Raw genomic sequence first — 22,685 nt, 5'->3', positions numbered from 1 at the left:
ATATATATGAATCGTCGGTTGACACTCTTAACGAGTGCCCACACAGATTGTCTTGTTATAAATTGTTAAAGAACGTTTTGCTAATCGGACTTGCCGATTAGCACGCTTTTCAGCTCTTGGCTTTCCTGCGCTAGAAAGGCTTTATTTTACCCTTCAAATTTTCACTCAAGACCTTGTCTCAAGCGGGATGCGTATGATACTTTGCATCTTATTTTTGTCAACCATTTTTTGAAAGTTTTTTTAAAAATTCTTTCAAGATTGACCTTCTCAAATCCAGAACATCTTATTCGTTCCTGTCTGAGGAGGCGCGCATTTTACGCAGATAAAATTGATCGTCAACCTCTTTTTAAAAATATTTTTAAATTTCTTTTTTATCACCCTGATTGGCATCTGTAGGAGTCGGGTTTCCAGAATCAAATTCCGAAGAAACCTTTCCTTCCTTTTCGGTTTCTTTAAAGTCAGCATCTTCTTCATGATCGCCAACGACATCTTCTAAGGTAACTTTATCTACTGTTCTAAACGTATTGATCGGCCCCGCTAGTGCGTAAAGAGCAAAAACGATAAATAGCACCAACGCAGGTTCAGTTGCTACAACAACGAAAACCAACATTACAATAAGAATGGCTACGAAAGGGACCTTACCGTGCCAGTTAACTTCTTTGAAGGAATTGTATTTAAAGTTGCTCACCATCAATAAACCCGCTAAGCCGGTCACGATTGCTACGACAAAACCGTAATCATCTCCATCCACACCGTATTCGACACCTACCCACACTAAACCAGCCACTAGTGCTGCAGATGCTGGACTGGCTAGTCCTTGAAAAAATCTTTTATCAGCTATGCCGATCTGAGTATTGAAACGTGCTAAGCGTAAAGCTGCACCAGCGACATAAATGAATGCAGCTAACCACCCCAATTTGCCAAGCCCGCTTAAACCCCAATTATATGCCACTAAGGCTGGCGCAACACCAAACGAGACCATATCCGCCATAGAATCATATTCAGCGCCAAAGTCGCTCTGTGTATTTGTAATGCGAGCTACTCGTCCATCTAATCCATCAAAAATCATCGCGACGAATATAGCAATTGCGGCAGCTTCAAAACGACCATTCATTGATGAAACAACTGCAAAGAACCCAGAAAACAGTCCGGCTGTCGTTAGAAGGTTGGGTAAAAGGTAAATTCCTTTGCGTTTATTTTCAGGCATAAATCCTCTGTCTCAGAATATTTTGGCGGCATTATTTCATAAGCTGCTGGTTTTAAACAGTTGCCTGACCAAAAAGCAAGTTAGTTATCAAACGTAATACATTTATAAGCACAGGTATACGATACAGATTGGTGTATTTGATAAAATTTTACCAAGTTAAATGGAGAAAACATTCTGTAAGCAATCTCTTTGCTGGAGATTTCCATGTTAAATCAGACTGTTAAGATAGAAAAGGTGGCTGAGGAGCTTATCATGAAGTTGGGTAAACGAATATTTGTATTGTGTGCCCTTTGTTTAGGTAGCGTATATACCGCGAGCGCCGAAGATACTACGTGGAATTTTAATGATTCGCTGGATTACTCTGGTAAGAATTGGGGAAACTCAATAAACATAAGCCAAAGGGGGCAGAATGTAGAGATTTCTGCGTGGGCTGACACGAATAAAAAAGGTAAAATTCAAAATGGCATAGTAGCCAATAACGAACATGGTTTGCTTGCCTATAACCGCGACGATGTAGAGTGGTATGAACATACGATCGACAACGTTACCAATAGTGATATGTTATTATTTTCATTTGACCAAGCGGTCTCGCTTACAGGGTTGAATCTTGGTTGGGGGTTCGACTATCAGACTGGACAATCGGATATTTCGATGGCTGGCTTTGACTCCCTGCCATCATTGCACGGAAAAACGTGGAGTGAAGTTGTGTCGCTTGCAACATTTTCGCTAAGCCTAGCGAATGTATCAGTGGGTTCGACACAACAAACTGGGATCACTACAGAAGCTAAGTACTGGTTAGTCGGTGCCTACAACTCGGTATTTGGTACAACTTCAGGAGCAGCCGGAGGGAATGACGGCTTTAAGTTGTTATCGTTAACTACGCATAGCAAAGAACCTACGGGTGAGGTCAGCGCCCCCGCAACAGGCGTCTTAATGGCCGGACTAATAGCGATGTTTGTTTATCGAAGACGCGATAGGTAGCCCATCAGGTCCGCCACGGTAGCTTCGAAATTATAAGTCTGGCTGGCTGCCACCTATATAAGCTGTAAAAGCGGTATACTTGCAAGATTGAGAATGCTTTTCATACCTGTTGCTTTTTTCCTTTCAGGTAACCCTTTCTCTTTCTTTATCCGTGTGAATCCAAGCTAACGGCGCATAGCGAGGTTAAGGAGCAAACCTAAATACTGAATCATAGCATTCCCCATTTTTACGACACGGAAAGGCTCACGCTTTGTTGATACGTTACCCATTCTGCTGACGTCTGTTCTGGAAGGTTTGCAAACATATATTAGAGTGGTTGGCGTTGTCGGGTTAAGCACCACAATCTACTTATTAATGCATTAGAGTGTATCGTGAAGGGTTAAGTCTGACTGGTTGTGCAAGTGTGAAGATAGCAGGTGAGTTATATCATGGTATCGTTCACCCCTATAAAAGTAGGCCCGTAAGCGGTATCCTATCCATAGTTAGAGATGCATAAGTGGCATGTGTTCGTGCGGATCTGATGTAAAGTAAATACGCAATTTGAAAAATGCTCGCCACCCTCACTAAAGCGCTTGTTTTGACTGGGCTTTTTTCTTTTCTATAACTTCATTACACTGCATACCATTGGTTTAAGCCTAACATTAGGAGTTAATGTGAAAAAGGCCCTCTCTGTTCTATTTTTTACTACCGCGTTGTTGATATCAAACGTAAAGGCAACGATGGCGGATTCGTACGACAAAGCGTTACTCGCTTTTAATGAAGGTGAAGTGCAAGAGGCCTATATACTGTTAAAAAATGTGCTTCAAGAAGACCCCGCACATCTTCCCTCTAAGCTACTAATGGGGCGTATATTACTTATCGATGGTCATGTCCGTGATGCGATAGTTGAGTTTGAAGAAGTGTTGGAGGCCGGTGCAGATGAAAACCTGGTGTTAGGACCTCTTGCTCGCGCTTACCTATTTTCTGGCAGCTACGATAAAATTTACAAATTGTTGCGTAAACGTGATTTGCAACGGGACACCAAGCTAGCGATTGTATTAGTAGCAGGAACAGCATATCTTCGAGAAAACGCAAGAGAAAAAGCCATTGCTTTATACGAAAAACATTTATCTATGTTCGATAGTTCCGTTGCTTTACTTACCAGTCTCGCAACATTGTATTTGGACGAAAATCGATTAAGCGAAGCAGAGCAGCTGCTGACACAAGCCAAACAAATTAGGGCACGGGATCCTGACATGCTTTTAGTTTTGGCGAAATTAAATGAAAAGCGTGATGAGTACGACAAAGGGATGGAGCTATATCGTCATGCCTATACTATTGCACCTGATAACCCGTCTGTTATGCGAGCGTTGGCAAGTGCCCTAGTCCAACGTGGCAAATATTCTGAAGCGACTGAACTGGTAAAAAAAATAGAACAAGAAACGCCTGGTGATATCCAAAATAAGCTGTTGAAAGCGCGTATTCTTGCTCTTACCGAGAATCACTTAGAGGCCGATAAAATTCTGACTGAGTTAAGTGAACAGCTCAGTCTGTTAACTGACCAACAGCTCAATGAAAAGTTAGAATTGAGTCTAATAGCCGGAGTCGTGGCTTATATTAATGGCAATTATGATTTAGCGAGCACCTCGCTTTCGCGATACCTGTCAGGTCGTGACGCAACGCCTGAGTTGCTAGGTATGTTAATAGATTCATTGCTGCGCGTGGGCTATGTTAAAGACGCGCGGAAAATTTTGGAAAAACATGAAAATCTTGTAGTACAAAATATTCAGGTCGCGAGTCTGGCATGTGAATTTTATCTTACAATTCACAGGCGGTTTAAGTGTGAGCAGCTAATGCCGGCTATTGTTGCTAACTTTCCTGACGCACCAGAGATCACCCTATTACGCGCCAAAATCCTTCTAAATAAGGGAGAACGTGAGCAAGCACTAAAGGTGTTGAACACCACATTGGCTAATTCAGAAACAGAGGAAGTATTACAGTTAAAAACGGTGCTACTAAGTCAACAGGAAGCATTTGACGACGCACTTACCTATGCTAAGAAGCTCGCTGAAATTGAGCCAAATAACACGAGCTATCAGGTATTGTTTGCAGAAGTGCTTATGCGACTAGGGAAATTCGACCAAGCGAGTAACATAATAAAAAATGTGTTAAGTCAAGAACCTGACATGCTCGGCGCTGTCATTGCGAAAGCACGGATTGCTTTTGCAAATGATGATATTGAAAAGGCCAACGCGAGTATTAAAAAAGCGTTAGAGCTAGATAAAAAAAATATATCAGTTCTTCTATTAGCTGGGCAGCTACACATGATTCAGAATCGGCCTGAACAAGCTATAGAACATTTGGTGTCTGCAAAATCGATCAGCAAGAATGATGTCCGCCCCCGCGAACTGCTAGTGTCCATTTATCTACAACAAAAAGATTATAGAAGTGCCCTGGGTGAAATAAATCAGTTGCTAGGAATAGATAGGCTATCAGCACCATACGTTCTGAGAAAAGCAGAAATTTTGATTGAACTTGATAGAAAAGTGGACGCTAGAAAACAACTGGATATCGTCTATGCACATTGGCAGGCCCAGCCGCAAAAACTTATCCAATTAAGCAAACTTCAAATTCTAGCAGGTGACAAAGAAGCTGCCGAAAAGTCACTTATCTCAGCAGTGGAATATGCGCAAGAAAGTATTATTCCCCACCTAGAATTAGCCCGGTTTTTTATACACCAGGGTGAGCTTGAAAAAGCCGAAATTCAGGTGGCAAAGGTGGTTGATGTATTTGGAGACACCTCCAATTCGCTGCTCATTCAAGGAGAACTGAATCAGGAAAAAGAACGTTATCCTGAAGCTTTTTCATTCTACAAAGCAGCACACAAGGCTGACCCTCAATTTACTTTAGCAGTAATTAGGATGTATGAGTTGGCCCAGCAAGGCCACCTTCGCGATGAGATGACCACCTACCTGAATAGTTTTATTAAAACTCAGCCAGGTAATCACTTTGCTAAGCACTTACTTGCAGACATGTATTATATTGATAGGGACTTTGGGCAGGCCGCTCCGCTTTACGAATCTTTAGTAAACGAGGAAGGGTTAGCGAACCGCCATTTTGTGCTGAATAACCTTGCCAATATATACGCCACGAGCGACCTGGAAAAAGCCCATTCTTATATTGACCGGGCTCTTTCGATTACGCCTGACTCCGCATCCCTTATTGATACCAAAGGATGGCTACTTGCACTGTCCGGAGAATACAAAGCTGCATTGGACAAGTTGCGACAGTCCTATACGTTAAACGCTTCTAGTCCTAGCTTACATTACCATTTAGCTTACACACTGGCTAAACTAGGGCGCATAGAAGAGGCATTAGCTGTTTTTGAAGAGAACAAAACGTTCGATAAAAATTTTCCGGAAAAAGACCAAGCAATAGCGCTCAAGAATTCGCTGCTATAATTCCAGCTCCATAATTGCAGCGGCCTTTACCGCTGCAAATATTAAACGGCGACAACCAATCTATCGTCCTCGGCATCTATTCTTATTGTACTATCTGGAAGAATTTCCCCAGCTAGTAATTTGTGTGCAAGCGGGTTCTCGATTTGTGTTTGAATGGCGCGTTTCAAGGGACGTGCACCGAACACCGGATCAAAGCCAGCCTCTGCCAGTTTATCCATGGCCTGCGCGGAAAGTTCAAGTTTAAAACCTTTCTCTGCCAATCGATTTCGCAATGAAGCCAACTGAATTTTAGCGATAGACTTAATTTGCTCTTTGCCCAATGGATGAAATACCACAATGTCGTCAACACGGTTAATAAATTCCGGTCTAAAGTGCTGGCTGACCACCGACATCACCGCGGCTTTCATTTCCTCGTACTGACTATCATCACTTTTGTCCTGGATCACATCAGAACCTAAATTCGATGTCATAATCACTACCGTATTTTTAAAATCTACTGTGCGCCCTTGCCCGTCTGTTAATCTACCGTCATCTAGCACTTGCAGTAAGATATTGAACACATCCGGGTGCGCTTTCTCTACCTCGTCCAGTAAGATGACTGAATATGGTTTCCGTCTGACCGCTTCGGTCAAATATCCTCCCTCTTCATATCCAACATATCCCGGCGGTGCACCCACCAACCGCGCTACTGAATGTTTTTCCATGAATTCCGACATATCAATTCGTACCATGGCTTCTTCGGTATCGAACATAAAACCCGCTAAGGTTTTACAAAGCTCCGTTTTTCCCACACCCGTAGGCCCAAGGAAAAGAAAGGAACCTATCGGCCTGTTTGGATCGGCAAGTCCAGCCCGAGAACGTCGAATTGAATTTGAAACCGCATTTACCGCTTCGCTTTGCCCTACAACCCGTTTGTGTAAGACTTCCTCCATACGCAAAAGCTTTTCTCTTTCACCTTCCAGCATCTTGGCCACTGGAATGCCGGTCCATCTGGAAAGCACGTAGGCTATTTCAGCATCAGTCACTTTATTTTTTAACAAACTGGTTTCGCGAGTTTCATTTTCAGCGGCTTTTTCCAACTTCATTTCAAGTTCAGGAATTCTGCCATACTGCAGTTCTGACATTCTGCTCAAGTCAGAGGCGCGACGGGCAATCTCAAGATCAAGCTTGGCCTGTTCCAGTTCTGATTTGACCGTCTGGGTGCCCTGCATGGCTTCTTTTTCATCTTTCCAGACCGTTTCTAACTCCGCATATTTGTTTTCAGCCTGCTCTCTTTCAAGTTCGATGATCTCAAGACGTTTATGACTAGCTTCATCCGTTTCTTTAGCCAGCGCTTGCTCTTCAAGTTTTAGTTGAATAATTCGGCGCTCCAAACGATCCATTTCCTCTGGTTTGGAATCAATTTGTAACCTGATACTGGACGCCGCTTCGTCGATTAAATCTATCGCTTTGTCAGGGAGTTGCCTGTCACTAATATAACGGTGAGACAAACTGGCGGCGGCGACAATCGCGGGATCGGTAATATCTACCGAATGATGCAGTTCATAGCGTTCTTTTAATCCACGTAAAATCGCGATGGTATCTTCAACAGAGGGTTCGTTAACCAGCACTTTCTGAAAACGGCGCTCAAGGGCTGCATCCTTTTCGATATATTGACGATACTCATCTAGCGTCGTGGCCCCAACGCAATGCAGCTCGCCTCTCGCTAATGCAGGTTTTAGCATGTTGCCAGCATCCATTGCTCCATCCCCCTTCCCTGCACCTACCATAGTGTGTAATTCGTCTATGAATAGAATGACACGCCCTTCTTCCTTTGACAGCTCATTAAGAACCGCTTTAAGCCGTTCTTCAAATTCACCGCGATATTTTGCTCCAGCGACCAGCGCCCCCATATCCAGCGCTAACACTCGCTTATTTTTCAACCCTTCGGGGACTTCTCCATTAATAATTCGCTGAGCCAGTCCTTCCACAATGGCGGTCTTGCCTACACCTGGCTCACCAATTAGAACAGGGTTATTCTTAGTGCGCCTTTGTAATACCTGCACCGTACGCCGTATTTCTTCGTCTCTACCAATTACAGGGTCCAACTTGCCTTGCTCTGCGCGTTCAGTTAAATCGGTGGTAAATTTTTCTAAGGCTTGACGCACATCTTCTGCATTCGGATCGGTTACCTTTTGTCCACCACGCATACTATCTATGGCTTGTTCAATTTTCTCTTTCGTCGCTCCCAATTCCTTGAGAATTTCTCCCAGACGTCCTTTATCCTGAAGCGCAGCTAACACAAATATTTCCGACGTTATGTAGTCGTCTTTGCGTTGCTGAGCGATCTTGTCGCAGAGATTGAGCAACATTCCACTGTCTTTACTGAGCTGGATATCGCCTCCAATGCCTTCAACACGTGGTATGCGTTCGATAGCCTGGCTTAATGCTGAGCGAAATCCATTGACGTTTATTTTTGCCTGGTCCAGTAGTGGCCTGACAGAGCCCCCTTGCTGGTTCAGCATGGCTGTCATTAAATGCACAGGTTCAATAAATTGATGATCCCTTCCCAACGCCAAGGATTGTGCGTCAGAAATTGCAAGCTGAAATTTGCTGGTAAATCTGTCAAGTCTCATAGCAGATCTCTCTTAAAATACGACACCTAATTTATGGGTATTCAGGGTGGTGCTTTCAAGAGAGTAGTAGAAAATTCCACAAACGCATCGGCCTTAATTGATGCCAATAACCGAGACCATACGCCCTGTTGCTGAATACCCTTTATGCTGAGAACGGCGATGAGAAAAAAATAACGATTCATTCTCGTAGGTACACAAATTAGAATTGGTAATATGTGTCAAGCCAAATGAGTGCAACTGACAACGAGCTATTTCGGGTAAGTCTATATAGGCTTTTTCCGCGGAACGGCCTTCAATAGTGTGCGGCCATTGCCTGAATTTGTTCGAAAAACTTGCATCCACTTCGAAACAGTTTTTGCAAATTGCCGGACCGATCCAGGCAATACAGTCCTCGGGCCTGGACTCCATGGCATGTAACGTATTTTTTATCACCCCATTTGATAATCCCTGCCACCCGGCGTGAACGGCTGCCACTTCGGTACCTGAAATGTTGGTTATCAACACAGGCACGCAGTCAGCGGTCATTACGGCGCACCAGTATTTACGGTTTCTGCTAATCGACGCATCTGCGGTGTCGGATAAATAGGGTAAAGTGACGCAAACATTGCTGTGTGTTTGGTTTAGCCAACACAACCGCGGAGAGAAAGGAAGCAACGATCGGTTATCGAAAACTTTCTCGGGGTCATCATCAACATGCAACGCAATATTGTTCTCCGAATAGGGTTCATCGTCAGACGCATAACCAGTATGATTTAACCGCGTGGAAACATAGGCCGTCACATTCTTCGGCCTATCCCAATCAGGACTAAACCACGCGTAATTAATAGTCATCTAAAGGATTTAGCGCGGTGTCGTGGCGTACCGCATTAATTAACTTAACCATATCTTGAGGGAGAGGTGCTTGCCATGTCATCCATTCTTCTGTTTCAGGATGATGCAAAGATAACTGTACTGCGTGAAGCGCTTGGCGCTTAAATTGACGAAGTGTCTCAACGAATTCTTCTGACGCCCCTTTGGGTAACTTCGGACGCCCACCATATGTAATATCACCTACCAGCGGATGCATGATGTAAGCCATATGAACACGGATTTGATGAGTGCGACCTGTTTCCAGCTTTAATCTGACATGGGTATAAGCGCGAAATTTTTCAATCACCCGATAATGCGTGATAGCTGGCTTTCCTGTTTCCCGGACTGCCATATGGGTGCGTTTCGTTGCATGCCGACCAATTGGTGCATCAACCACGCCGCCAGCCACCATCGTCCCCATAGCCAGCGCTTCATATTCTCTGCTCATACTGCGCTGCTGAAGCTGTTCCACCAGGTGTGTCTGTGCGGGAATCGTTTTCGCGACCACCATTAACCCCGTGGTATCTTTATCCAAACGGTGCACAATCCCAGCTCTTGGAACCTTATCGATGTTTGGTACATGCGCGAGCAACGCATTCAGTAGGGTCCCATCTTGATTTCCTGCGCCAGGATGCACAACCATATCGGCAGGTTTATTGATGACTAGAATATGCTCATCTTCATAGACAATCTTCAAGCTGATATTTTGCGGCTTGCTGGTCAACTGCACTTCCAGTTCTGCATTGAGCTCAATCAGTTCATGCCCATTTATTTTTTGACGCGGCGTATTAATTATTTCGCCGTCGACAACTAGTTTACCTGCCTGAATCCACGTTTTTAGTTTGGATCGTGAATATTCCGGGAACAAATCCGCTACAACCTGATCTAACCTCTGTCCGAAATGACGTGGTTCGGCCTCGGCCTGAAGAGAAATGCTGTTTACATCAGTATGGTTTTGACTCATAACGCCTGAGTATTGGTGAAAACCATCATTATAACAAGATTTGCTCCATTTCGCGGCAAACTTTATTGGTTTTATGTGGTGCATTGAAGTCTGATTACGTTAGAATGCTTGCAATCATATGTGTCACGTTAGACATAGTTACTTAAATAGCAGGAATGTATTACGCTATGAAATTGATTCGATTTATTTTGCCTGCGCTGTTTGGTGCAGCCATCAGCCTATCCGGGTGCAGTTCTTCGTCCGACGAAGAGAAATTGGCATTGGCAAACATGGGCGCCCAACAGCTTTATGAAAAAGCGAAGCAGAGTATGGCAGCAGGAAATTTTAGCAACGCGGCCGATACACTAAGTACACTTGATTCACGTTATCCCTTTGGTCCGCTGTCCCACCAAGTACAACTGGATTTAATCTACAGCTATTATAAAGCGAATAAAACAGACGAAACCCTTGCCACAATCGACCGTTTTTTACGCTTGAACCCGAATCATTCTGATGTGGACTACGTTCGTTACATGCGTGGCCTGACCAATATGGATGCAGAAAACAATCTGTTTCAGGATTTAATGGGGATTGACCGCGCTGATCGGGACCCGGAAAAGTCTCGCGAAGCATTTAACGATTTTAGAAAGCTGATTGAAGAGCATCCTGATAGCAAATATGCAGCCGACGCCCGTAAGCGTATGGTTTTTATCAAAAACCGCTTAGCTCGCTACGAGATTGCAATCGCTCGTTTTTACATGCGCAGGCAAGCATATGTTGCAGCGGCTAATCGGGGTCGCTATGTCATTGAGCATTATCCGAACTCTGATCAAGTCCAGCAAGCATTAGAAATTATGGTTTCAAGTTACGAAGAGTTGGGTCTGGAAGAATTGAAGCAGAACGCGCTGAAAACATTAAAATTGAATTATCCGAACAGCGAATTTATTAGTTAAGACTCGTGTATTCTAATCCGCAGGAAGCGAGCCTACGCTACCATGCGGATTGGAATTAAAAGTAAAGATGACTGGATGGATGAAGTAAATTAGCTAACCCTGTGGTAAAAACGATGGGTTTTTCGAGCAATGCAAACATTAAACATCCTTTTTCACCATGACAAACAGGTGCCTTAGAGGCGTCTTTCGCAATGGCGACAAAATCTCCTTTCTTGAAAATTTTTTTCCCTTCCGAGAATTCGCCTTCGATGATTAACCAGTAAGCTTTTCCCACATATTTATGCTCTGGTATTTTCCCGCCTTTCTCTAAATATATAAAACTGGCTTGCCATGAGCTATTAAAATCTATTCCTGCTTGCCACGTTTTACCTGCTAAGTACGCCCATCCGCCCGCTTTTAGCGCAAATTTGCGTAAAGTACGTGGTAGATAAAAACGTAACCCATCCAGACGGATAAATTGACTGAAATGGGAAAAGTGAGCCGGAGATCGAAGGTATTGTTCGTTGGTCGAAGTAATGCCCTCGACCATCGAATCCAGTTTAAATGGACGTGTAGCGGTTTCTGTAAACTGAAACACCTTAGCTGCGAGCATTTCCGTTTTTTGACGTAACTCATCTCTGCACCACTTACACATGTCAATATGTGCAGAGAGCACAACTGATTCCTCAGGTTTTAACGCCCCTTCGGCGAACAATGTTAATTGTTCGCTGGTGGGGTGAAAATTAATCATCGTCGTTTAGCATTCCCTTTAGTCGTTGCAGTGCCAGGCGCGTACGAGACTTTACCGTTCCTAGCGGGATAACTAATTCATCTGCAACTTCTTGTTGCGACTTACCGTCAATGTAAATTGCTTCAATAACGGCTTGTTGCTTAGGAGGGAGGGATTCGAACATAAACCCAATCTGTTCAAGGGTGATCTGTTCATCCAATGACGCTTCTTTAAGGTCAGCTGTTTGCTCACACAAAACGGGCCAGAGATCATCTGAACACACATCTTCTTTGCGATTTTGCAACTTCCGCAACATATCGAAGCGAATATTTCGTGCAATCGTAAATATCCAGGTAGAAGGCGAGCCTTTTTCCGCATTAAATAAATGCGCTTTTTGCCAGACGTTAGACATAGTGTCTTGCACAAGCTCCATGGCTAGAGCTTCATTGCCCATCTGTTTCAGAGCGTATGAGCGTAAACGTGGCGCAAAATAACTAAAAACTTTACCAAACGAGGCTTTACACCGAGTTTCGGCAACAGCAACGATATAATCTGACATCTCGCTGGCACAATCTCTCGGTTTAATAACACTGTTGCTTTGTTCCAATGGAATTCCAACTAACATATAGGTTCGTCCGCGTTTTCTGAAATGGTTGTCAGATCCTATAGAGAAACGTTTAAACAGTTTTGCCCATTAGTGAGTGACCTTAAATCACGACACTCTGGTGACTTTATCTGCCAATACGTCATGCAGGGCAAACAAATAACTAAGCAGGTCTTTAGCATCATTCTGAACTAAAAAATGCTGCTTTTTCTCCGCGTCAATTGGTAACAACTCTAACCATCTAAACAGTACCCACGTGGGGTCCCTATAGTTAAGCTCATCATATTGTCGAGCTAAGTCCCTAAATTGCGCGAAAATTTCCTTTAAACATTCGTCCATAGGAGCGATCTGTTGAGTAGATTGCTGTGAATTCCAAACCTGATATTTTTTACACTCTGCGCATTGCAGGCCATCAGGCTCGGTAACAATGTTCTTTATCTCAACACAATATTCACCAGCAACCTTTATGCCAAGTAAACCATCTGGCAATATATTGAAGTCGATCACACGAACAGCGGTACCTAAGGGTAGAACTTGATCATTCTCAACCGGTGTAACGCGAGCTTTATGCATGCAGATAACAAATAAAGAATTCGTCGCACAGGCATGCTTTACCATACGCAGGTAGCGCGGTTCGAATATTCGTAATGACATCCTACCCCCAGGCAAAATATGAGCTGACAGGGGAAAAATTGGAAGCTTTTCCGCGTTCATTAATACCAATTGAGATTTGCTGAATTTGCCTAGCTACGCTATGGATGTCTATTTGGATCGTTATTGCAAGCCTTGCTAAATAAGGGCTGGCAAAGTGATCTCGTTAGATAAAAACTATGTACTGGAAACTAAATAAAATTTTTTGATTTTATGCATCCTGTCGATGAATTTTGCAAATATTTTGAGCAATTCCATAAAAGCCCGTCTGAGAACTTGCGAAAATTCTACACAAAAGATGTAGAGTTTATAGACCCCATGAATCATTTGCGTGGATTGGCCGAAATAAACGCTTACTTTACGAAGTTCAATGAGAAAGTGGCAGCCTGCACGTTCGATATTTTCTCAGTTGATAAGTGTTTGAACAAGGAACACGACTCCTACTATATAAGCTGGACGATTAATCTGAGCTTACGCTCAGATCCTACGAAGCTAATCCAGTCCGATGGGGTGACTCATTTGAAGGTGAATAAAACTGGCATTTTTTATCATCGGGATTACTTCGATGTGGGCCAATTAGTTTATGAAAACATTCCCCTGCTTAAGTGGATAATTAAAGCCATCAAAACACGACTAAGAGATACATAATGTCATATTCAGATAAGAAACAGCGACGTTTACTCGTTACGGGTGCAACCTCAGGTATTGGCCTAGAGTTGGTTAAACAGGCAGTTGAATATGGCTGGGTCGTTATAGCCTGCGGACGAAATCAGGAAAAATTAAACGAGATCGCCAACAAGCTAAAGGTAAGAACACTGGAGTTTGATGTGACGGACGAAGAAGAAACTGCGTTAGCGTTGAGCGATGCAGAGTGGGATATTGCAGTACTCAATGCAGGCACATGTGAATATGTCGACATGGATAAATTTGAGCCCGCCATGTTCCACCGGGTTTTTAACGTTAACTTTTTTGGTGTCGTTAATTGCGTAGCAGCACTACTTCCATCTTGCGCCAAGGGAAAATCATTGGTTATTGTGGACAGTATGGCGCGCTTGTTTCCTTTCACCAGAGCAGAGGCATACGGTTCGAGTAAAGCTGCGTTACATTACTTTTCCCAATGCCTAAGAGTAGATCTTGCGTCGAAAAATGTGAAAGTTCAAACCGTCTCACCTGGCTTCGTTGAAACTCCTCTGACGAATAAGAATGATTTTGAAATGCCGATGATTATTCCGGTTGAAAAAGCTGCAAAAGCACTCTTAAGGGGAATTGAAAAAGAAGAAAGTGACATCACCTTCCCCACCCGATTCAGTTTAATCATGAAGACATTAAATATACTCCCCTCCTCATTTCAGCATTATTTATCTAAGAAAATGCGCAGCAGTATGTGAATTAATCAATGGAAAAACGAAAAATCGCCGTAGTGGGGACAGGAATCGCAGGCCTGACAGCAGCACACCTGCTTAGCCGCCGCAACGATGTGACGGTATTTGAAGCAAATGATTACATCGGTGGCCATACGGCCACTAAACCCATCATAGTTGAGGGGCAGAATTATAATATCGACACCGGGTTTATTGTATATAACGATTGGACGTACCCAAACTTCACTCAGCTACTGAAGCAATTGCATGTGCGTAGTCAGCCCACCGAAATGAGTTTCTCCGTGCACTGTGAAGCAAGCAAACTGGAATACAACGGTAACAACCTGAATACGCTGTTTGCGCAACGACGCAATCTGGTACGTCCTAAGTTTTGGAATCTAGTCAAAGACATTGTGACCTTCAATAAAGCGTGTAAAAAACTTATTGCTGCCGAGGAAAATGTCGAAGGTCGCACATTGGCCTCACTTATACATGAACTGGGACTAAGCCCGTTATTTTCAACCCATTATATTCTTCCCATGTGTGCTGCGATCTGGTCGTCTAGTTTGGCCCAAGCTGAAAACTTTCCCTTGCAATTTTTTTTACAGTTCTTCAATAATCATGGGTTACTTAATGTTAATCATCGGCCCCAATGGTATACCGTCGAGGGAGGGTCTTGCCAGTACATAGCTCCCTTGATTGAGCCGTTTAAAAATAAAATCAAATTGTCGACTCCAGTGGTGCAAGTCAAAGTAAACGGCACGGGTGTCCACCTACAAGACGGTGCGGGCAAGCTATATCAATTTGATGACGTGGTAATCGCCTGTCATAGTGACCAAGCATTGTCTATGACGCCAAATGAAGAGCCCGCCTACCAAGAAATATTAGGCAAAATGCGCTACGCCGAAAATGAAGTGATCTTGCATACTGACACATCATTACTTCCCGTACGCAAACTCGCCTGGGCGAGTTGGAATTATCGGTTAAAGAATCAACGGCACCCGGTGGATAACGCTCCTGCTTCTGTGACCTATAACATGAATATTCTACAGCGTATTAACGCGCGTAAAACGTTTTGCGTAACCTTAAATGATACCCATTCTATAAGAGAAGAAGATATTTTAGGTTCCTATCGATATTCACACCCGCAATTTAATCACCACATGATCCAGGCGCAGCGTCGTAAAGAAGAAATATGTGGGAAGCAGAATATTTATTTTTGCGGAGCGTATTGGTACAACGGTTTTCATGAAGATGGTGTGCGAAGCGCCTTAGACGTGTGTAAGAAGTTTGGAGAAAGCTTGTAATGCAAAGCGCGATTTATCAAGGCAAAGTCTTCCACCAAAGATTTCGACCCACTCAGCACGCGTTCAATTATGCGATGTATTTGTTTTGGTTAAAACTGGATGAAATCGAACAGATATGCCAAACAGTTAAACATGTTTCCCAGTCCCGGTTCTCACTGGTTCAGTTCAGACGAAGTGATTATCTGGGCGAACCTAAGGACTCACTGGCAGACGCTGTGCGAAAAAAAATGTCCTCTCTTAACGGGTCCGAGCTTATAGGAGATGTATTTCTTTTGGGTCAGTTACGAATGCTGGGTTTCTACTTTAGCCCCGTTAACTTCTACTTTTTGCGCAGCCCGGAGGGTAAATTTAGCCATATGCTCGCTGAGGTCAGCAATACTCCCTGGCATGAGACCCATTGTTACCTGGTCGATTTAGCAGCACAAAATGATAGTAAAAAGGCATTCCATGTTTCACCTTTTAACCCGATGAATATGATCTATAAATGGCGCATATCCAATCCTGCAGACAAATTATCGATTGCATTGGATTGCCATCACAACGAAAAAGACTTTAGTGCTGGACTTGTGCTTCAACGCCAGCCCCTAACTACCAGGAATCTTAGAAAATGTTTGACTAAAATACCCAGTATGACCATTAAAACGGTTCTTGGCATTTATTTTCAAGCCCTGAAGTTATGGATAAAGGGGACCCCCCTTCATTCACACCCTTCTCAGAATAACGGGACAATAGATGGCGACAAGTGAAAACGTAATCAATGAAATTCACACATTGACGCTGGCGCAAAAGACGTACCGGCGGATATTTTTTAAGGCACTTAGTCAAATAGAGTTTGGCGAAATCACGATTGAAGAACAAGGTGTTGAAGTGGCCAGCTTTGGATATCCGGATCGTGGGTTACGCGCCTGTGTAAATATTCTTTCCCCCCACGCATACCGGCATTTGTTACTCGGGGGCAGTGTGGCGTCAGGTGAAACATATATGAATGGACTCTGGACGAGTCCGGATCTAACCTCTGTCATTCGCATATTCGCCAGAAACTTACCCATGCTCGACCAGTGGGAACAGAAGTTCAAATGGTTAACCCTGCCCTATTGGAAGATCCAGCATTTTATGAATCGCAACTCCCAGCATCAGGCCAAGCGTAATATTGAAGCGCACTATGATTTGGGTAACAGATTATACAGAACCTTTCTTGACGACCGCATGATGTATTCTGCCGCCATTTACCCGGATACGAACGCCACCCTGGATGATGCTCAACAACATAAGCTACATATCATCTGTGAAAAACTACAGTTATCCGAAAAAGATCATCTGCTGGAAATTGGAACCGGCTGGGGTGGACTAGCCATTTACGCCGCCAAGAATTTCGGCGCTAAAGTTACCACTACCACCATTTCAGAAGAGCAACACGCCTACGCTGCCAAATGGATAGAGAAGGAGGGCTTAGCTGACAAAATCACCCTGCTGAAAAAGGACTACAGAGAGCTGACTGGCACCTATACAAAATTGGTTTCGGTGGAAATGATCGAAGCTGTGGGCCACCGTTATCTAAATAATTTTGTCGAAAAGTGCTCATCATTGTTAAAAAGTGATGCCTTGATGTTGTTGCAATGCATCACAATAGATGACAGACGCTTTGACAACTATGCGAACAGTGTCGACTTTATTCAAAAGTATATTTTCCCGGGTGGCTTTTTACCTTCTATAGAAGTGCTCAATACGCATTTCAAACGAAGCAGTAATTTAGTTATAAGAGATTTACACGACATCGGCTTGGATTATGCCAGAACCCTTAACGATTGGTACCACCGTTTTAATCAAGCTAAGGATGAGCTTAACCAGGCAGGCTACGATGAACGTTTTCACCGCTTGTGGACATATTATCTGAAATATTGTGAAGGCGGATTTCTGGAGAGGACAATCAGTACAGTGCAAATAGTACTGGCAAAGCCTGGATTTCACCAGGCTATCAAGCGTGTTTGACTATTCACCGTCATCGATGACCGATATAGGTTTCGACAACATCGGTTTACCCTGATTAACATTAATTTCAACACGGCGGTTACGCGCCCTTTCTAACGGCGTACTCGCCTCGTCAACTAAAGGCTCTGTACTTGCTTTTCCTACCACGCGCATGCGGGCCTCATCGAAACCAGGGGCGCGCCTCACTTCTTCGGCTACTGCAACAGCGCGCTGAGCTGAGAGATCCCAGTTAGAACGATAGAGTTCATTAGATATATTCTGTCCATCGCTGTGACCAGAAATCTCAATTTCTCCTGGAACGTCAGCTAGAATATCTCCAATTTTCCTTAGGATAGGCTTAAATTGCGGTTGCAGAAATGCAGAGCCTGCGGAAAAAGAGCCATTTTCCCGTATGCGGATAGTAATTTGCTGCCCTAACGATTCCATCTCAATGGAACCATCAAGAATTTGTTTTTGCAGTTGTTGAGCGACTTTTTTCATAAGCTCGCTCGTCTGTTCTTTACTGTCACTCTTTTGTGCGGATGAAGATTGGTCTTTTGCTGTCTGTTGTGACTGCCCACCCCGTTGTGTTCCGCGCTGTTTTTGGCGCCCCCCCGCGTTATCTTCGTCTCCCGCCTGAAACTCTAGCATTTGCTGGGTCATTTCAATTGTTTGCTGCTGAATATTCTCGATTGGGGTAGGATCGGGACGACCTGGGCGAAATTCCATTGCAATTACACTGGTGCCTTTAGGAATATCTTTAACTTCTATTTTGTTTTGCACACCAAAAGCAAACTTCATCGAACCGGCAATCTGTTTGAACTTGAGTACGTCCATTTCAGAAAATGCGAGTAGCAACACGAAAAAGCACATTAAAAGCGACATTAAATCGGCAAATGTTCCCATCCAGGGGGGCAGCCCCTCTGGCGGACATTTGGGACACTCTTTTTCTTCTGCCATGCTGGATTACTCTTCTTCTGCACCCACGCCACGCTTACTTGCGGCCAGATAGTTCTTCAGAATGCCTTCAATAACACGTGGGTTTTGGCCATCAGCAATTCCAACGATACCATCTAAGATCAGACTTTGATTAAGCTTTTCTTCTAACGCCCGGTGACTCAATTTCTTTGCAACAGGAATACACACAACGTTAGCCAGAAAAGCGCCATAGAGGGTGGTTAATAAGGCAACGGCCATAGCAGGGCCTATCGCTTTGGGGTCATCCATATTCGATAACATGGCTACCAACCCGATTAAGGTACCAATCATACCCATGGCAGGTGCGACGTCGCCCATGCCTTTAAAAATAGAAACACCAAAATCGTGACGCTCGGTGGTCATCATCACGTCTTTTGCAAGTGTCGCTCTGACCACATCTATGTCGTGTCCATCAACCAACATATCAACGCCTTTTTGCATAAATGGATTGCCAATTTCCGCTTCTTCTAATGCTAAAAACCCACCTTTACGGGCGGCATCGGCCATCTCGACAATTTTTTCAATGAGTTCTTCGGGCGTGTCGATTTTGAACATGAAGGCCTTACCAGCCACCTTACCTGCACCAAAAAACTGACCAAGGGTATATTGAGAAAGTGTAACGAAAAGTGTTCCGCCAAATACGATTAATACGGAGGGGACATCGGCAAACATGCCTAAATCACCACCCATGACCATGGCCATGACGACAAAGCCGATGGCACCTAGAATGCCTATGACGGTTGCTAAATCCACCTAATCCTTCCTCATTTTTCGTGCAAACAATAATTTGATACTGACTGAACGCATAGATTTATAAAATATAAAGTCGTTCGAAACAAACTTTGCCAGATATTCTATCGGCAACCCAGAGAAATTCTATAACCTAATTCATGATTTACGAGGAAATTTTACCTGTCACATTCGGTCAGCTTAACACAAGCACGTAAATTCAACAGTTACCTTCGTGTTTATGACAAACCATTTGACCCATGGGTTACCCTCGTTTATTGTGCGCGTACCCTGATATTGTCAAATTCGGATGAGAAAAAGTGGCTGAAGATAAAAATACGCCTTCTTTTGAAGAGACGCTTGCAAAACTTGATTCCATCGTCAATGAGATGGAATCAGGCGACTTGCCTTTGCAGGATGCATTAGAAAAATTCGAACAAGGTATAAAGCTTTCCCGCTTGAGTCAGAAGGCGTTAGAAGAAGCGGAGCAAAAAGTACAGATTTTGCTCAGTGAGCAACAGCAGGAAACGTTATCCTCTTTTGACCCGGAAGATGCTGATTCGGATGGTTCAACTTCCTAACACGTTAAATTTATCCACTTATTTATGATTTTTTCTGAATTACATTCACAGGTTAGATATAAGACAGATCAGGGATTGAGTACCGTTATCGATATTCTGCCTAATCACTCTTCTGCCTTAAAGTCAGCGATGCACTATGCATTGTTAGCGGGGGGGAAGCGTACCCGGCCGTTACTGGTCTATTTAATGGGTAAGACTGTCACCGTGGATGACGCAGATTTACTGACAATAAGTATGGCTATCGAATGTATTCATGCCTATTCGTTAGTGCATGACGATCTGCCCGCGATGGATGACGATGATCTAAGGCGCGGGAAACCCACTTGTCACAAGGCATTTGACGAGGCCACAGCTATCTTAGCGGGCGATGCCTTGCAATCTCTTGCGTTTACTTTGCTCGCTGATCACCCAATGTCGGAGATGGGCAATGCCCACCGGATAAAACTCGTTTCGATATTGGCAAAGGCTGCGGGTTACCTGGGTATGTGTGGAGGACAGGCGATTGACCTTGAATCAACTGGACACTCGATTTCACTTGCCGAGTTGACCCAGTTACACCAGCTGAAAACGGGGGCACTATTATGCGCCTGCGCTGAAATGGTCACCGCAGTGGCACCCGAACTGACGCCTCAGCAAGCCAACGCGTTTGTCGACTATGCGAGACTTATCGGGCTTATTTTTCAAATTCAGGATGATATTTTAGATGTTGAAGGCCACTCAGATATTATTGGGAAACCTCAGGGTTCGGACCTTGCGCAAGGTAAAAATACCTTTCCTGCGTTGCTTGGTCTACAATCTGCCAAAGAAGAACTAGCCAAACTTCATAAACAAGCTCTTCAAGCATTGGCCAGTTTGCCATACAATACTGAAGCTTTATCCGCGTTTACCGACTTTGTGGTCAAACGGGACCACTAAAATCCATAATTATAGAACAATTACATGACGCTAGATTTGACTCACTACCCTCTACTCGCGCTAGCGCAAACGCCAGCGGAGCTGAGAAAACTTTCGCAAGATAAATTATCTGAATTGGCCGATGAGCTGCGCCAGTTCCTACTGGCTTCGGTGAGTCAAACCAGCGGGCATTTCGCGTCCGGCTTAGGTACAGTTGAACTAACCGTAGCACTTCATTATGTATATAACACACCTTTTGACCGTTTGATCTGGGATGTGGGCCATCAGGCCTACCCACATAAAATTCTAACAGGCCGGGCGGACCGGATGTCAACAATTCGCCAGAAAAACGGCTTACACCCGTTTCCATGGCCAGCAGAAAGCGAGTACGATACCTTTGCCGTTGGACACTCTTCCACTTCTATCAGTGCAGCATTAGGTATGGCGGTGGCCGCAGAGAAAGAAGGCCAGGATCGCAAGGTAGTCGCAGTTATCGGTGACGGTGCGATGACCGCTGGTATGGCGTTCGAAGCTATGAATCATGCTGGAGACATTAAGAAAGATATGGTCGTTGTCCTTAACGACAACGAAATGTCGATTTCGGAGAACGTTGGGGCTCTCAATAGTCACCTAGCTCGACTGTTGACTGGCAGTGTATTTAATAAAATCCGCGATGGTGGTAAAAAATTGTTAAGCAATGTGCCACCAATCAAAGAGTTTGCTAGTCGCGCAGAAGAACACTTAAAGGGCATGGTAGTCCCTGGCACTATTTTTGAGGAATTAGGGTTTAACTATATCGGCCCTATTGATGGCCACGATGTGGATGCCGTGGTGGATACACTGCGCAATATGCGTAAGTTCAAAGGTCCCCAGTTATTACATGTGGTCACACGTAAAGGCAAGGGTTATCCTGTCGCGGAACAGGATCCTATAAAGTTTCACGCTGTACCAAAGTTTAACCCGGCTGAAAACGCATTACCTAAAGCAGCCGCTTCGTCGCCTACTTTCTCAGCAATATTTGGTAACTGGTTGTGCGACATGGCGGCGCAGGATCCTAAATTAATGGCAATCACACCTGCTATGCGTGAAGGCAGTGGCATGGTGGAGTTTTCACAACGTTATCCCCATCAGTACTTTGATGCAGCTATCGCTGAACAACATTCCGTTACCTTCGCAGCAGGTCTTGCCAGAGAAGGACAAAATGCAGTAGTTGCGATTTACTCTACCTTTTTACAACGCGCCTATGATCAACTCATTCACGATGTCGCGCTGCAGAATCTGCCAGTATTGTTCGCTATCGACCGTGCCGGCATTGTGGGCGCAGATGGCCCGACCCATCAAGGGGCGTTTGATATAGCCTTTTTACGCTGTATACCGAACATGATTGTAATGACACCAAGTGATGAGAACGAATGTCGCCAAATGCTTTATACAGGCCATCTGGCTGATAAGCCTGCAGCAGTGCGTTATCCGCGAGGGGCGGGTAAAAAAGTGCTGGTCGATGACAAAATGGCGGCCCTGCCTATTGGAAAGTCAAAGCAGTTACGTAAAGGCCATACAGTTGCCATTCTGAATTTCGGCACACTTCTGCCTTTCGCTGAGGAAGCGGCCGAACAAATGGATGCAACGCTTGTTGACATGCGCTTTGTAAAGCCGATGGATCATGAGGCAGTCAGCAAGGCCGCTGAACATCATGAACTCATAGTCACGTTGGAAGATGGTTGTATTATGGGTGGTGCTGGCAGTGCCGTATCTGAATATATTCACCAACAGGGATTGGTAACCCAAGTGCTTCATATTGGACTACCCGACACCTTTATCTTACAAGGCACACAGCAGGAAATGTATGTGGAACATGGCTTAGATACCCAAGGTATCGTGGCGAAAGTGAAACAAGCGCTAAAGTCGGAATAAT

The 22,685-nt window shown here is 44.2% G+C and carries 20 protein-coding genes; 11 read left to right on the top strand and 9 right to left on the bottom strand.

All coding sequences use genetic code 11. The annotated features are described in order from the left end of the window. Positions 1 to 358: 358 nt before the first annotated feature. Positions 359 to 1,207, bottom strand: a complete 849-nt coding sequence (gene pssA, locus OPS25_RS02795; protein WP_265616124.1) for a CDP-diacylglycerol--serine O-phosphatidyltransferase — start codon at positions 1,205 to 1,207, stop codon at positions 359 to 361. Between the two features lie 204 nt (positions 1,208 to 1,411). Between pssA and xdp1 the strand changes: the two genes are divergently transcribed. After that, the gene (xdp1, locus tag OPS25_RS02790) at positions 1,412 to 2,188 is read left to right on the top strand and encodes an exosortase-dependent surface protein XDP1 (RefSeq protein ID WP_265616123.1); all 777 of its coding nucleotides are present in this window, start codon (positions 1,412 to 1,414) and stop codon (positions 2,186 to 2,188) included. A gap of 653 nt (positions 2,189 to 2,841) precedes the next feature. Then, a complete protein-coding gene (prsT, locus tag OPS25_RS02785) occupies positions 2,842 to 5,628 on the top strand; it encodes an XrtA/PEP-CTERM system TPR-repeat protein PrsT (RefSeq protein WP_265616122.1) in 2,787 nt (928 codons plus the stop codon). 41 nt (positions 5,629 to 5,669) lie between these two features. On the opposite strand, the gene clpB is transcribed toward prsT, so the two are convergent. The 3 genes from clpB to rluD all read right to left on the bottom strand — a co-directional run bounded on the left by clpB (position 5,670) and on the right by rluD (position 10,056). Next, the gene (gene clpB / locus OPS25_RS02780; protein WP_265616121.1) at positions 5,670 to 8,243 is read right to left on the bottom strand and encodes an ATP-dependent chaperone ClpB; all 2,574 of its coding nucleotides are present in this window, start codon (positions 8,241 to 8,243) and stop codon (positions 5,670 to 5,672) included. Between the two features lie 93 nt (positions 8,244 to 8,336). Next, positions 8,337 to 9,074, bottom strand: a complete 738-nt coding sequence (gene pgeF / locus OPS25_RS02775; RefSeq protein ID WP_265616120.1) for a peptidoglycan editing factor PgeF — start codon at positions 9,072 to 9,074, stop codon at positions 8,337 to 8,339. Then, entirely contained in the window at positions 9,064 to 10,056 is a 993-nt protein-coding gene (gene rluD / locus OPS25_RS02770; RefSeq protein ID WP_265616119.1) for a 23S rRNA pseudouridine(1911/1915/1917) synthase RluD, read from the bottom strand. The genes pgeF and rluD overlap by 11 nt, the downstream gene beginning before the upstream one ends. A 167-nt stretch (positions 10,057 to 10,223) precedes the next feature. Between rluD and OPS25_RS02765 the strand changes: the two genes are divergently transcribed. After that, a complete protein-coding gene (locus tag OPS25_RS02765) occupies positions 10,224 to 10,988 on the top strand; it encodes an outer membrane protein assembly factor BamD (RefSeq protein ID WP_265616118.1) in 765 nt (254 codons plus the stop codon). 55 nt (positions 10,989 to 11,043) lie between these two features. Here OPS25_RS02765 and OPS25_RS02760 read toward each other — a convergent pair whose 3' ends face one another. From OPS25_RS02760 to OPS25_RS02750, 3 genes are all read right to left on the bottom strand, one after another. Beyond that, positions 11,044 to 11,718: a cupin domain-containing protein gene (locus OPS25_RS02760; RefSeq protein ID WP_265616117.1), complete on the bottom strand. Its 675-nt coding sequence runs from the start codon at positions 11,716 to 11,718 to the stop codon at positions 11,044 to 11,046. Further along, positions 11,711 to 12,322: a sigma-70 family RNA polymerase sigma factor gene (locus tag OPS25_RS02755; protein WP_265616116.1), complete on the bottom strand. Its 612-nt coding sequence runs from the start codon at positions 12,320 to 12,322 to the stop codon at positions 11,711 to 11,713. Before OPS25_RS02755 ends, OPS25_RS02760 begins: the two co-directional genes overlap by 8 nt. Positions 12,323 to 12,409: 87 nt before the next feature. Continuing rightward, a complete protein-coding gene (locus tag OPS25_RS02750; RefSeq protein WP_265616115.1) occupies positions 12,410 to 13,015 on the bottom strand; it encodes an LON peptidase substrate-binding domain-containing protein in 606 nt (201 codons plus the stop codon). 150 nt (positions 13,016 to 13,165) lie between these two features. Here OPS25_RS02750 and OPS25_RS02745 point away from each other — a divergent pair, with 150 nt between their 5' ends. Genes OPS25_RS02745 through OPS25_RS02725 form a run of 5 tightly spaced genes read left to right on the top strand, consistent with a single transcriptional unit; the run spans position 13,166 to position 17,609 of the window. After that, positions 13,166 to 13,600, top strand: coding sequence for a nuclear transport factor 2 family protein (locus OPS25_RS02745; protein ID WP_265616114.1), 435 nt, complete (start codon positions 13,166 to 13,168; stop codon positions 13,598 to 13,600). Continuing rightward, positions 13,600 to 14,340 carry an SDR family NAD(P)-dependent oxidoreductase gene (locus OPS25_RS02740; protein ID WP_265616113.1) on the top strand — a complete coding sequence of 247 codons (741 nt, stop codon included), beginning with the start codon at positions 13,600 to 13,602 and terminating at the stop codon, positions 14,338 to 14,340. The genes OPS25_RS02745 and OPS25_RS02740 overlap by 1 nt, the downstream gene beginning before the upstream one ends. 8 nt (positions 14,341 to 14,348) lie before the next feature. Further along, positions 14,349 to 15,620, top strand: coding sequence for an NAD(P)/FAD-dependent oxidoreductase (locus OPS25_RS02735; RefSeq protein ID WP_265616112.1), 1,272 nt, complete (start codon positions 14,349 to 14,351; stop codon positions 15,618 to 15,620). Beyond that, positions 15,620 to 16,366: a DUF1365 domain-containing protein gene (locus OPS25_RS02730; RefSeq protein ID WP_265616111.1), complete on the top strand. Its 747-nt coding sequence runs from the start codon at positions 15,620 to 15,622 to the stop codon at positions 16,364 to 16,366. The genes OPS25_RS02735 and OPS25_RS02730 overlap by 1 nt, the downstream gene beginning before the upstream one ends. Then, on the top strand, positions 16,353 to 17,609 hold the full coding sequence (locus OPS25_RS02725) for an SAM-dependent methyltransferase (protein WP_265616110.1): 1,257 nt from the start codon (positions 16,353 to 16,355) through the stop codon (positions 17,607 to 17,609). Before OPS25_RS02730 ends, OPS25_RS02725 begins: the two co-directional genes overlap by 14 nt. On the opposite strand, the gene OPS25_RS02720 is transcribed toward OPS25_RS02725, so the two are convergent. Together OPS25_RS02720 and pomA are read right to left on the bottom strand one after the other, a co-directional pair. Next, on the bottom strand, positions 17,610 to 18,548 hold the full coding sequence (locus OPS25_RS02720) for a flagellar motor protein MotB (RefSeq protein ID WP_265616109.1): 939 nt from the start codon (positions 18,546 to 18,548) through the stop codon (positions 17,610 to 17,612). 6 nt (positions 18,549 to 18,554) lie between these two features. Next, a complete protein-coding gene (gene pomA, locus OPS25_RS02715; protein ID WP_265616108.1) occupies positions 18,555 to 19,319 on the bottom strand; it encodes a flagellar motor protein PomA in 765 nt (254 codons plus the stop codon). A 296-nt stretch (positions 19,320 to 19,615) separates the two neighbouring features. On the opposite strand from pomA, the gene xseB reads away from it, so the two are divergent. From xseB to dxs, 3 genes are read left to right on the top strand one after another with little or no spacing between them, the layout of a single operon-like run. Then, positions 19,616 to 19,876 (top strand): exodeoxyribonuclease VII small subunit, encoded by a 261-nt coding sequence (gene xseB, locus OPS25_RS02710; RefSeq protein ID WP_265616107.1) that lies wholly within the window; start codon positions 19,616 to 19,618, stop codon positions 19,874 to 19,876. A gap of 24 nt (positions 19,877 to 19,900) precedes the next feature. After that, positions 19,901 to 20,791 (top strand): farnesyl diphosphate synthase, encoded by an 891-nt coding sequence (locus tag OPS25_RS02705; protein WP_320411944.1) that lies wholly within the window; start codon positions 19,901 to 19,903, stop codon positions 20,789 to 20,791. Positions 20,792 to 20,815: 24 nt separating this feature from the next. Next, positions 20,816 to 22,684, top strand: coding sequence for a 1-deoxy-D-xylulose-5-phosphate synthase (dxs, locus tag OPS25_RS02700; RefSeq protein WP_265616105.1), 1,869 nt, complete (start codon positions 20,816 to 20,818; stop codon positions 22,682 to 22,684). Position 22,685: the final 1 nt, after the last annotated feature.

Source organism: Alteromonas aquimaris, from assembly GCF_026183695.1.
Classification (GTDB): Bacteria; Pseudomonadota; Gammaproteobacteria; order Enterobacterales; family Alteromonadaceae; genus Alteromonas; species Alteromonas aquimaris.
The sequence above is the reverse complement of the archived record's forward strand: the minus strand, read 5'-3'. Positions and strand labels throughout refer to the sequence as shown.

Excerpts from the sequence above, each read along its gene's own strand:
- pssA (WP_265616124.1), bottom strand. The coding sequence starts at position 1,207 with ATGCCTGAAAATAAACGCAAAGGAATTTACCTTTTACCCAACCTTCTA.
- xdp1 (WP_265616123.1), top strand. The coding sequence starts at position 1,412 with ATGTTAAATCAGACTGTTAAGATAGAAAAGGTGGCTGAGGAGCTTATC.
- clpB (WP_265616121.1), bottom strand. The coding sequence starts at position 8,243 with ATGAGACTTGACAGATTTACCAGCAAATTTCAGCTTGCAATTTCTGAC.
- pgeF (WP_265616120.1), bottom strand. The coding sequence starts at position 9,074 with ATGACTATTAATTACGCGTGGTTTAGTCCTGATTGGGATAGGCCGAAG.
- rluD (WP_265616119.1), bottom strand. The coding sequence starts at position 10,056 with ATGAGTCAAAACCATACTGATGTAAACAGCATTTCTCTTCAGGCCGAG.
- OPS25_RS02765 (WP_265616118.1), top strand. The coding sequence starts at position 10,224 with ATGAAATTGATTCGATTTATTTTGCCTGCGCTGTTTGGTGCAGCCATC.
- OPS25_RS02760 (WP_265616117.1), bottom strand. The coding sequence starts at position 11,718 with ATGATTAATTTTCACCCCACCAGCGAACAATTAACATTGTTCGCCGAA.
- OPS25_RS02755 (WP_265616116.1), bottom strand. The coding sequence starts at position 12,322 with ATGTTAGTTGGAATTCCATTGGAACAAAGCAACAGTGTTATTAAACCG.
- OPS25_RS02750 (WP_265616115.1), bottom strand. The coding sequence starts at position 13,015 with ATGAACGCGGAAAAGCTTCCAATTTTTCCCCTGTCAGCTCATATTTTG.
- OPS25_RS02745 (WP_265616114.1), top strand. The coding sequence starts at position 13,166 with ATGCATCCTGTCGATGAATTTTGCAAATATTTTGAGCAATTCCATAAA.
- OPS25_RS02740 (WP_265616113.1), top strand. The coding sequence starts at position 13,600 with ATGTCATATTCAGATAAGAAACAGCGACGTTTACTCGTTACGGGTGCA.
- OPS25_RS02735 (WP_265616112.1), top strand. The coding sequence starts at position 14,349 with ATGGAAAAACGAAAAATCGCCGTAGTGGGGACAGGAATCGCAGGCCTG.
- OPS25_RS02730 (WP_265616111.1), top strand. The coding sequence starts at position 15,620 with ATGCAAAGCGCGATTTATCAAGGCAAAGTCTTCCACCAAAGATTTCGA.
- OPS25_RS02725 (WP_265616110.1), top strand. The coding sequence starts at position 16,353 with ATGGCGACAAGTGAAAACGTAATCAATGAAATTCACACATTGACGCTG.
- OPS25_RS02720 (WP_265616109.1), bottom strand. The coding sequence starts at position 18,548 with ATGGCAGAAGAAAAAGAGTGTCCCAAATGTCCGCCAGAGGGGCTGCCC.
- OPS25_RS02705 (WP_320411944.1), top strand. The coding sequence starts at position 19,901 with ATGATTTTTTCTGAATTACATTCACAGGTTAGATATAAGACAGATCAG.
- dxs (WP_265616105.1), top strand. The coding sequence starts at position 20,816 with ATGACGCTAGATTTGACTCACTACCCTCTACTCGCGCTAGCGCAAACG.